The sequence below is a fragment of the Dactylosporangium sp. NPDC050588 genome (assembly GCF_040654975.1).
In the GTDB taxonomy this organism is placed as follows: domain Bacteria; phylum Actinomycetota; class Actinomycetes; order Mycobacteriales; family Micromonosporaceae; genus Dactylosporangium; species Dactylosporangium maewongense.
In genome coordinates this window covers 65,022-73,869 of sequence record NZ_JBFAJA010000072.1, presented here as the reverse complement: position 1 = coordinate 73,869, position 8,848 = coordinate 65,022, and the positions used below count along the sequence as shown (strand labels likewise).

7 protein-coding genes and 1 pseudogene are annotated in these 8,848 nt (G+C 71.6%); 2 read left to right on the top strand and 6 right to left on the bottom strand.

Annotated features, from left to right (window positions below):
• The first annotated feature begins 143 nt into the window (after window positions 1-143).
• A complete protein-coding gene (locus AB0I21_RS40315; RefSeq protein ID WP_360568960.1) occupies window positions 144-455 on the top strand; it encodes a hypothetical protein in 312 nt (103 codons plus the stop codon).
• Between the two features lie 142 nt (window positions 456-597).
• Here AB0I21_RS40315 and AB0I21_RS40310 read toward each other — a convergent pair.
• Window positions 598-1,145 (bottom strand): annotated as a pseudogene (locus AB0I21_RS40310) (AAA family ATPase).
• Window positions 1,146-1,338: 193 nt separating this feature from the next.
• On the opposite strand from AB0I21_RS40310, the gene AB0I21_RS40305 reads away from it, so the two are divergent.
• A complete protein-coding gene (locus tag AB0I21_RS40305; RefSeq protein WP_360568959.1) occupies window positions 1,339-2,538 on the top strand; it encodes a rhomboid-like protein in 1,200 nt (399 codons plus the stop codon).
• Window positions 2,539-2,558: 20 nt separating this feature from the next.
• Here AB0I21_RS40305 and AB0I21_RS40300 read toward each other — a convergent pair whose 3' ends face one another.
• From AB0I21_RS40300 to AB0I21_RS40280, 5 genes are all read right to left on the bottom strand, one after another.
• Window positions 2,559-4,217 (bottom strand): APC family permease, encoded by a 1,659-nt coding sequence (locus AB0I21_RS40300; RefSeq protein ID WP_360568958.1) that lies wholly within the window; start codon window positions 4,215-4,217, stop codon window positions 2,559-2,561.
• Between the two features lie 219 nt (window positions 4,218-4,436).
• A complete protein-coding gene (locus AB0I21_RS40295) occupies window positions 4,437-5,741 on the bottom strand; it encodes a delta-60 repeat domain-containing protein (RefSeq protein ID WP_360568957.1) in 1,305 nt (434 codons plus the stop codon).
• 125 nt (window positions 5,742-5,866) lie between these two features.
• Window positions 5,867-6,427 (bottom strand): hypothetical protein, encoded by a 561-nt coding sequence (locus tag AB0I21_RS40290; RefSeq protein ID WP_360568956.1) that lies wholly within the window; start codon window positions 6,425-6,427, stop codon window positions 5,867-5,869.
• Window positions 6,428-7,011: 584 nt separating this feature from the next.
• Window positions 7,012-7,644, bottom strand: coding sequence for a response regulator transcription factor (locus AB0I21_RS40285; RefSeq protein ID WP_360568955.1), 633 nt, complete (start codon window positions 7,642-7,644; stop codon window positions 7,012-7,014).
• Window positions 7,641-8,846: a sensor histidine kinase gene (locus AB0I21_RS40280; protein ID WP_360568962.1), complete on the bottom strand. Its 1,206-nt coding sequence runs from the start codon at window positions 8,844-8,846 to the stop codon at window positions 7,641-7,643. The genes AB0I21_RS40285 and AB0I21_RS40280 overlap by 4 nt, the downstream gene beginning before the upstream one ends.
• Window positions 8,847-8,848 lie beyond the last annotated feature (2 nt).

Here is an 8,848-nt window from a genome sequence, read left to right as displayed (position 1 = left end):
ATGACGCCGATGCACCACGAGTGGCCCGCCATCCACGGCGGGCCCGTGCCGCTGGCGGTCGCCACCGGCGCGCCGGTGCTGGCGGTGGAGATCAAGGAGAGCTACTGCCTGCAGTTCGGTGGTGCGACGCCCGACGGCCGGCTGTGGCTGGCACACTGGTGCGGGCGTTCGGACTCGTGCTGGTGGAGGCGGTGTACCCGGCCGTCGAACTCGACGACCTCGACTGGTGGGAGTGCTGGCAGCGCGCCGACGACGCCAGCGTGCGGGTGATCCAGGAGTGGAACGCCCGCAAGCGCGGCCGCCTCCGGCCGTTGCCCGGCCGGCCACCGGCGGGCGCCGACAAGTTCATCCGGTTCCTGGACCTGGTCGCCGACTCGATGTTCGGCGGCGGTCTCACCCGGGCGGAGCTGCGCGCCGAGGCGGCCCGGCTGCTGGAGACGTACCCCCAGCCGTAGCCAAACAGCAGCTACGCGCTCATGCCGCGATGAGATTGCAGTGGAACGTTACGGCGGGTGGGTTTGCCCGGCTCCCAGACATGCCGAGATCCGGGTGCTGCGCCGCGTGGGAGTGGCCGCGGACCGCCCACCGCACCGTTTACTACCGCCAGGTCTGTTTCAGGGCGGCGAGGACCGCGTCCAGCCGGCCGTCGAGCGGTCCGCTCAGCTCCAACACCGGCGTGTCCTCCCAGGCGTTCAGCGGGTCGTCGTAGACCAACTCCACCAGCGCGTCATTCATTCGCGCGCGAAGGCCAGGCAACTCCACCGCCGGCAGAATCTGCTCCGTCTCGGGGTGTGGTCACCGTGATGACCAACAGATCGAGGCTCGAGAACGCCTGGCGTAGCCGTGCGCCATCGGCTTCCTCCGAGGGGTCCGCGCCGGTCGCGGCCAGATATGCGAGGTAATCCAACGGCGTCCGGTCGAAGATCGTCCCGGACGGCGACGGCGGCGAGAGCAGGCTCCGCACCGAGCGGGCCAGCAACGCCCGGTAGTCCTCCAGCGACGGCGGAAACTGGAACTCGTAGCCCTCCTCTTCGAGCAGGTAATACGGCTCATCCACCCCGACGTTGCCCGGTAGGGTGCGCGCACAGCGCCTCGACAAGCGTCGTCTTCCCGGTCCCGTGTGTCCCGGAGATCCCGACCCGCATCCGCACTCCTGCCCATCCGGAAGACCCCGACGATCATAAGTGGCGTCGTGCGACCACGATCGGCGCGGCGCTCGTCGAACCCGACGAGGAGCGGCGGGAACCCATCACCCGGCTTGTGCCCGCGGGACGAAGCGCTCGGGCTCCGTGACGCAGTACACTCGACAAGGAGATCATCTTTGATGGGTCGCATCTCATGGGCGTGCGGAGCCGGTGCCGGTTGTACCGGGATCCTCCTGGCCTTGTAGCGGCCTCCTACCTGCCTGGCGGCGAGCTCGCCGACGCTCTTCACGGCGCGGAGGGCCGGTCGGCCAAGACGAGGATCTGCCTGTCGTTCCTCGCGCGGGTGCGGCTGGCCCCGCTGTACGTGCTGATCGTCATCGGCGTCAATGTCATCCTGAACCACGCCGTCAGTGCGGAGGTCCGGACCCAGATCGTCCTCGCCAACTCCACCAACGTGGCCAACCTGCAGGACCACCGGTTCTGGACGTTGGTCACCAGCGCCTTCGTGCTCGACGAACGGGTCGGCGTGGTTGCGCTGGTCCCGCTGCTGTTGCTCCTGTCGGTGGCCGAGGTGCTGTGGGGGTGGCGGCGGCTGCTCGTGGTGTTCTTCGGGTCCAACGCGGTGACGAGCTGCCTCGTGTACGGGCTGTTGCTGGCCGGCGTCCGCGGCGGCTGGTTGGGCGGCGCGATCACCGTGGCCAGCGATGTGGGCACGAGCTACGGCTCGCACGCCGTCGCCGGCGCGCTGGCGCTCACCCTGCCGGTGCGTGCGCGGCGGTACCTGGTGCCGTTGGCGATCGCGGTCGTGGTCCTGCCGTTCCTGAACGGCGGCACCTTCACCGACGTCGGGCACCTGCTGGCCGTCCTCCTGGGCTTCCTGGCCGGTTGGCAGATGCGGCGGCGTCCGCTGGCCGGGCGCCTGCGCCGCCCGGCCCTGCTGCGCGCTGACCAGACCATGGCCTACTCGTTCGACGACGTGACGGGGGCTCGCGCAGCACTGATCACCGCGCTGCGCCAGCACCGTCCGGTGCGCCTCGACGACGCCGTGGTCGCCTGGTCCGACCAGGCGGACCGGATACACGTGCAGGAGACCCGGGACATGGACGCGATCGACGGCACCCTCGCCGGCGGCGCCTGGGGGGTCGTGCTGGGCACGTTCGTCGGCCTCCCGATTACCGGTCTGGTCATCGGCGCGGGTGCGGTCGCGGTGGTGGCGCGCCGGCACGACGCCGGCCTCAGCGACACCACCGTCGAGCGGACGATGCAGGCCCTGCCAACGGGGAGCAGCGCACTGCTGCTGCTGCTGCTGGCCGATCCGGCCGGCCGGCCGGCACTGACCCGCGCGCTCACCCGGACCGGTGGCACCCCGGTGCCCGATGTCGCCCAGTCCTGACCGGCGGTGGTACTCGATCGTCACGGTGCGTCACGCTCCAGCGAGGTGGCGAGCTCGGGCCGTTCCCGGTCGACCGCGGCACGGACCCGTTCGCTGTCCACGGCCACGCTGACGGCGTAGGCGAAGATCACGAGGCTGAAAGCGATGACCACGAGCAGGTCGATCCAGCCGGGCAGCCACAGGCGTGCGCCGCGCCCGTACCGGCCGAGGAACCCGATGACGGTGAGCCCGACGAGCCAGGGCCAGATCCACGACGACGCACGCCAGTCGAAGGCGGGCCGTGCCCGGTCGGGGGTGTGCGCCACGGTGATCGCGAAGAGTGCCAGCCCTGCGCCGATCGCCAGCAGGAGCTTCCAGGTCGCCTCGAAGCCGCCCCAGTAGATCACCAGGTTCGCCGAGACGAAGGCCGCGGGTGCGGCAACCCCGGCGGCGGGCAGCCGGTAGGGGCGGTGGTGCTGGGGATCACGGCGGCGCAGCGCGGCCAGCGACACCGGCGCGAACGCGTACATGATCGCGGTCGCCGACGTGACGAGCCCGACGAGCGACTGCCAGCTGGGGTACGGCAGGAAGGCCAGCTCTCCCGCGACGAACGCCAGCACGATCGAGTACACCGGCACGCCGCGGCGGCTGACCGAGCTCAGCGCCTGCGGCAGAGTGCCCTGCCGGGCCAGCGCGTAGGAGAGCCGAGCCGAGGCGCCGAGGTAGACCAGTCCCGTCCCCGCGGGCGAGACGAACGCGTCGGCGTACAGCAGCGCGGCCAGCCAGCCGGCGCCCGCCGCGGCGGCGATGGTCGCATACGGGCCGAAGTCCCCGGCGCCCACCGGATGCGTCCACCCGCCGGCGAGGTTGCGCGGGTCCAGACCGCCGATGAAGACGATCTGCAGCAGGATGTACAGCACTGTTCCGATCAGCATGGCCAGGATCACGGCGCGGGACAGGTCCCGCTGCGGATCGCGCGCCTCCCCGCCCAGCTGGATCGCCTGTTCGAAGCCCTGCAGGGAGAAGACGACACCGGCGGGCAGCGCGGCGAAGATGCCGTGGGCACCGTACGGGCTGAATCCTCCGCCCGCGGTGAAGTTGGACGGATGGAAGGTCAGCGCCGCGACGACGATGACGGTGAGCACCGGCACCGCGAGCTTCCAGAGCACGACGGCGGCGTTGCTCCTGGTGAGCCGCCGCACCCCCAGCACGTTGATCACGGTGAACAGCAACATGAGCAGGGTGGCGAAGCCCAGCCCGGCCGGTGACAGCGTGCCGTCGGCGTGCAGGAGGCCGAGGTGGCTGCGTACCCATGCGATGTTGTTGAGGTACTGCAGGCTCGCCTCCACCTCGATCGGCGCGATCGTCACGGCCTGCAGCCAGGCGGCCCAGCCCGCGGTGAGTCCGGCGAGCGCACCGAACGCGAACCCGGGGAACCGCGCGGTGCCGCCGGCGACCGGGTAGGAGGTGCCGAGCTCCGCGTGGACCAGGGCGAGCAGCGCGAGCATCCCACCGGCGAGCAGCCAGGAGATCAGCGACGCGGGCCCGGCGGCCTGCGCCGCGGTCAGCGCGCCGAGCAGCCATCCGGAGCCGATGATCGAGCCCAGCGACACGAAGGTCAGGCCCCACAGCCCCACTTCGCGCCGCAGGAGGCCGGAGCCTGCGGGCATCCGGCCGGCCGTGCCGCCCGCATCCTGCACGGCGCACCTCACCAGGTCGGCGGCGGGCCATGACACCGCGCCGGCGGGCGGGGTCAGCCGGCCCGTTCCGGGCAAGGTACCGCGGTTCCGCCCACCCGAAACCCAGGCCTGGCGGGAACTTCTACGGTGGGTCGCCCTGAGGATCGCGCCAGCGAGGCCGAAGTGGCGGATCAGTGCGGGTGAGGCCGAAGGCTTCGACCTCACCCGCGTTGTTGACGCTTACGGCAGGTATCGGGCCAGCGCGAAGTCGTTCTGGTGGCCCGGCGAGTAGGACGACCCCGCGGCGACGATCCCGCCGTCCGGCTGGATCGCCAGGGCGTTGAGCTGGTCGTGGCTTCCGCTGCCGCTGAAGTCCGTCGTCACCTTGCCGCCGTCGCCGAACGAGGTGTTCAGCGAGCCGTTGCGGTTGTAGCGGATCAGGGTGAAGTTGTAGTCGGTGCTGAAGGGTGCGGGCCACGTCACCCCGGCGGCCACGATCCGGCCGTCGAGCTGGACGGCCACCGCCAGTGGCCGCCCGTCAAGCGGGGTGTTGACGAACCCGCCGGTGCCGAACGTGGGGTCCAGGGTGCCGTCGCGGAGGTAGCGGACCAGGCTGAAGCCGCCTCCGGAGCCCGCCACCACGATCTTCCCGTTGGCCTGGAGGGCGACTGCGCTGGCCCGGTCGACGCCATGCAGGCCACCCAGGTCGGTCAGGACCTTGCCTCCCGTGCCGAACGTGGCGTCCAGGGTTCCATCACGGTTGTACCGGGTCACCGCGAAGTCGTCGCTGCCCCCCGCGTTGGAGATTCCCGCGACGACGATGCGGCCGTTGGACTGGATGGCGACCGCTTTCGCGGTGTCCAGGCTCCGGCCGGTGTTGAACGAGGTCAGGACCTTGCCGCCGGCACCGAAGCTGGTGTCCGGCGCGCCGCCGGGCATGAACCGCAGCACCGCGAAGTCGAAGTCCGAGCCGCCGGCCAGCGCGTCCGAACTGCCGACGACCACGATCCGGCCGTTCTCCTGAATGGCCATCCCCTCGGCGGTGTCGATGGTGAAAGTGCTGGGCTGGGCGACGACCAGGCCGCCGTCGCCGAACGTGGTGTCCAGGCTGCCGTCAGAGTTGTACCGGGCGAGCGCGAAGTGACTCCCGTCTTCAAGGTCCCGGTCCGTGCTCCCCGCCACGACGATCTTGCCGTCGGGCTGCAGGGCCACGGCCTTGGCCTCATCCCGGCTCTGGGTGCCGCCGAAGGTGGTCTGCACCACGCCGCCGGCACCGAATGTGCTGTCCAGGCTGCCGTCAGGGTTGTACCGGGCCACCACGAAGTCGTAGTCGGGCTGGTCGCCCTCCTCCTCGCCCAACGGGCGGACAAGCACCGACCCGACCGCCACGATCTTCCCGTCGGGTGCGACGACGATGCCGGCGGCTTCGTCGGACTTGCCGTTGCCGCTGCCGTCGGTGAGCACCGTGCCGTCGCCACCGAACGTCGGGTCGAGCGTCCCGCTGACCGACGTCGCCCACGCCGGCGAAACCGGAACGACGAGCAAGCTGACCGACAGAACACCGGCCGTGAGCCAAGCGGCTCTCCTGAATGTCCCCGCGTGAATCATGGCGCACACCCTACAAGGAGCCGACTGCTCACTGCCGTGCGCACGGGCGCCCGCGGCTGGGGCTACAGCTGAGGCACGACGCGCAGCACCGTGCCGGTCACCGGGTCGATGACCACGAGAAGGCCGCCGCCGCGGGCGTAGGCCGGGTCGGAGAGCAGTACCTCGGCCTCCGCCTGGATACGTGTGATCCGCGCATCGGCGAGTGAGTTCCGCCCCCGCGCGGCGGCGGCCGTCCGCGCGACGGCGATGATCTCGTCGTCGGTCATGCCCGGGGCGCGGGGCGGAAGGCGCGATGTATCAGCGTGATCAACCCTCGGGCCTGGGGAGCCCGACGAAGGGGTCCCGCTGTCGTCGCTCACGGTCCGAGAGTGCCATAGCCCGCGGTGCAGCGATGCACGCGCCGCCGTGGGCCAGACCGGTTCGAGCCTCCCGTCTGCGTCGTAGAACACGTAGGGCCGGAGCTCCGCGGATTGCTCGAGCACGCGGTGGAGTGCGTACGGGCGGCCGCCCTGCACGGCAAGGATCGGCTGGCCGGCCAGCAGGTCGCGAAGGGCGCCGATCCGACAGGTGACGGCGAGCAGCTTCCTGAGCTGGAGCAGGGTCGCGACGGAGTCGGGCGGCACCTGGTCGACATAGCGTCATCGCCCGTACTCCGCTTGGGCCATCGAGCGGGAACAGCTGCAGCCACCGCTCACCGTTGCCGAAGTCGCCGCCGCCCGACCATGCCAGCAGGGCGAGGTACCTGGGCGGCAGCGGCCGTTCGGGCAGCTGCCACCGGCTCGCGTCGATCGGCCGGTGTGGGGCGGGCGCCGGGCCGCCGGGCGGCAACAGGTTGTGCTGCTGCGCGGCGACGTCGGCGATCTCCTGCTCGGTGGGCGCCCGACGCACCTCGGTCACGAAGTCGGCGAGCTGCCGCTGCGTGGCTCCCGGCCGAGGATCCCGGTACTCGAACACCGACGACCAATCCACAGCGCCAGATCATGCCGTACGACCGTCACCCGCGCCCACGTCGTGGCGCACCGTGTGACCCGCGGCGCGAACTGGGACCGGACCGCGCGAGAGCGGCGGCTCGTCACAGAACCCCGTCGTCGACCTGTTCCAGGACGAGCGACCACCACCCGACCTCGACGGCGCGTCCGTCGATCTCCCCCAAGGTCTTCTTCAGCCGCTTGATGCGGGCAGCCCGAGGAAGCCCGGACGCACGGCACTACGGCGGTGGGCTCAGGATCCCGCGGGACAGCGCGGCGGTCACGGCAGCCGTCCGATCACTGACGCCGAGCTTCACGAACGCGCGTACCAGGTGCGTCTTGACCGTCGCCTCGCTAATGAACAGCACGCGGCCGATCTCCGGGTTGGACAGTCCGCGGGCGACCAGGCCGAGCACCTCGGCCTCCCGCGGCGTGAGCTGCTCGGCGACCGGTGCCCGGCGCCGATCGGCCAGCCGCGCGGCGGCCAGGGGCGCCAGCACCGACTCGCCCCGGGCCGCGGCGTGGATCGCGTCGACCAGCTGCGCGAGCGGGGTGTCCTTGAGCAGGTAGCCGACCGCACCCGCCTCGATGGCGCGCAGGACGTCCTCGCCGGTGTCGTACGTGGTGAGCACCAGGACCCGGACGCCGGGGAAGCGTGCGGTGATGCGCGCGGTCGCCTCGGTGCCGTTGACGTCGGGCATCCGCAGATCCATCAGGACCACATCGGGTCGCAGCGTGGCGGTGAGGGTCCATGCCTCGTCGCCTGACGCAGCCTCGCCGACCACGTGGAGGTCCTCGGCCATCTCCAGCATGCCGCGAAGCCCGACCCGGACTACCGGGTGGTCGTCGACGAGCAGGACACGGACCGTCACCGTGAGTCCGGCGGTACGGTCAGAGCTTCCTCCGGCAATGGCATCGGCAGCTCGAGGCGGACCGTCGTCCCCGCGCCCGGCGCCGAGACGACCGTGCAGGTGCCGCCGAGTCCGATGACCCGGCTGCGCAGCCCGGGCAGGCCGTAGCCGCCGTGGCCGCGCCCCGGTTCGAAGCCCTGCCCGTCGTCGCTGACCGTGAGCGCCGAGGGCGAGAGCACGATGCGCACCGACGAGGCCTTGGCGTGTCGCCGGATGTTGGCGAGGGCCTCTTGCGCGGCCCGGAGGAACACGGCGTCGCGCTCGGGCGTGCCGCCGCCCGGCGGATCGTCGTTCTCGACGTCCACGGGGACGCCGGTGTCGCGGGTGTGCCGCTCGGCCAGCCGGGCCAGGGCCTCGGTCAGGCTGTGCGCGCTGAGGTCGGGCGGGCACAGGGCGGCCACCAGGGAGCGCGCCTCGGCCAGGTTCTCCCGGGCGGTGCGCTCGATGAGGTCGAGCTGGTCGGGGACCGGGGCGGCGTCGCGCTCCAGGGTCAGCCGTGCCGACTGGGTCAGCATGAGGATGCTGGTGAAGCCCTGCGCCAGCGTGTCGTGGATCTCGACCGACAGCCGCTCGCGCTCGGCCGTCATGCCGGCCGTGTGCCGTTCGCGGGCCAGCGCGGCGCGGGTCTCGGTCAGCTCGGCGATGAGCACGCTGCGGGCGCGGCTCTGTGAGATGAGCGCGGAGATGTAGGCGCCGAGGAGCGCGGCCGACAGCACGGGGACGACCACCGTCGGCAGGAGTGCGACCGCGGTCGATGCGGAGAGCCCGAAATGGACGAACATGCCGGCCATGAGCAGCGCGGCGACGGTACCCAGGACGATCAGCCGGCCGCGCCACCGCTCGAGGAACAGGAACAGGTGCAGGAACAGCACGGACAGCAGCAACGCCGCGGTCATCGTCACCATGATGAGCCCGGCGAAGAGCACGAGAGCCCCGGCCAGCTGCACGATCCCGCGCCGTCCGACGGGGCTCCGGACGGCGCGGGCGCCGACCCGCCAGTACCACACCAGAAACAGGCACAGCAGCAGGGACGCCAGCAGGCGGGAGCGCGTGGCCAGTGCGTCATCGGCCCAGACCAGCACGCCGGTCATGACCGGCGCCGCCACGGCCACCAGATGCCAGACGGCATTGAACCGGTCCCACGCGTGCCCGCCCGGCGGCACTT

Bases quoted from the DNA above. Each gene is read 5' to 3' on its own strand.
- AB0I21_RS40305 (WP_360568959.1), top strand. From the start codon at position 1,339: ATGGGCGTGCGGAGCCGGTGCCGGTTGTACCGGGATCCTCCTGGCCTT.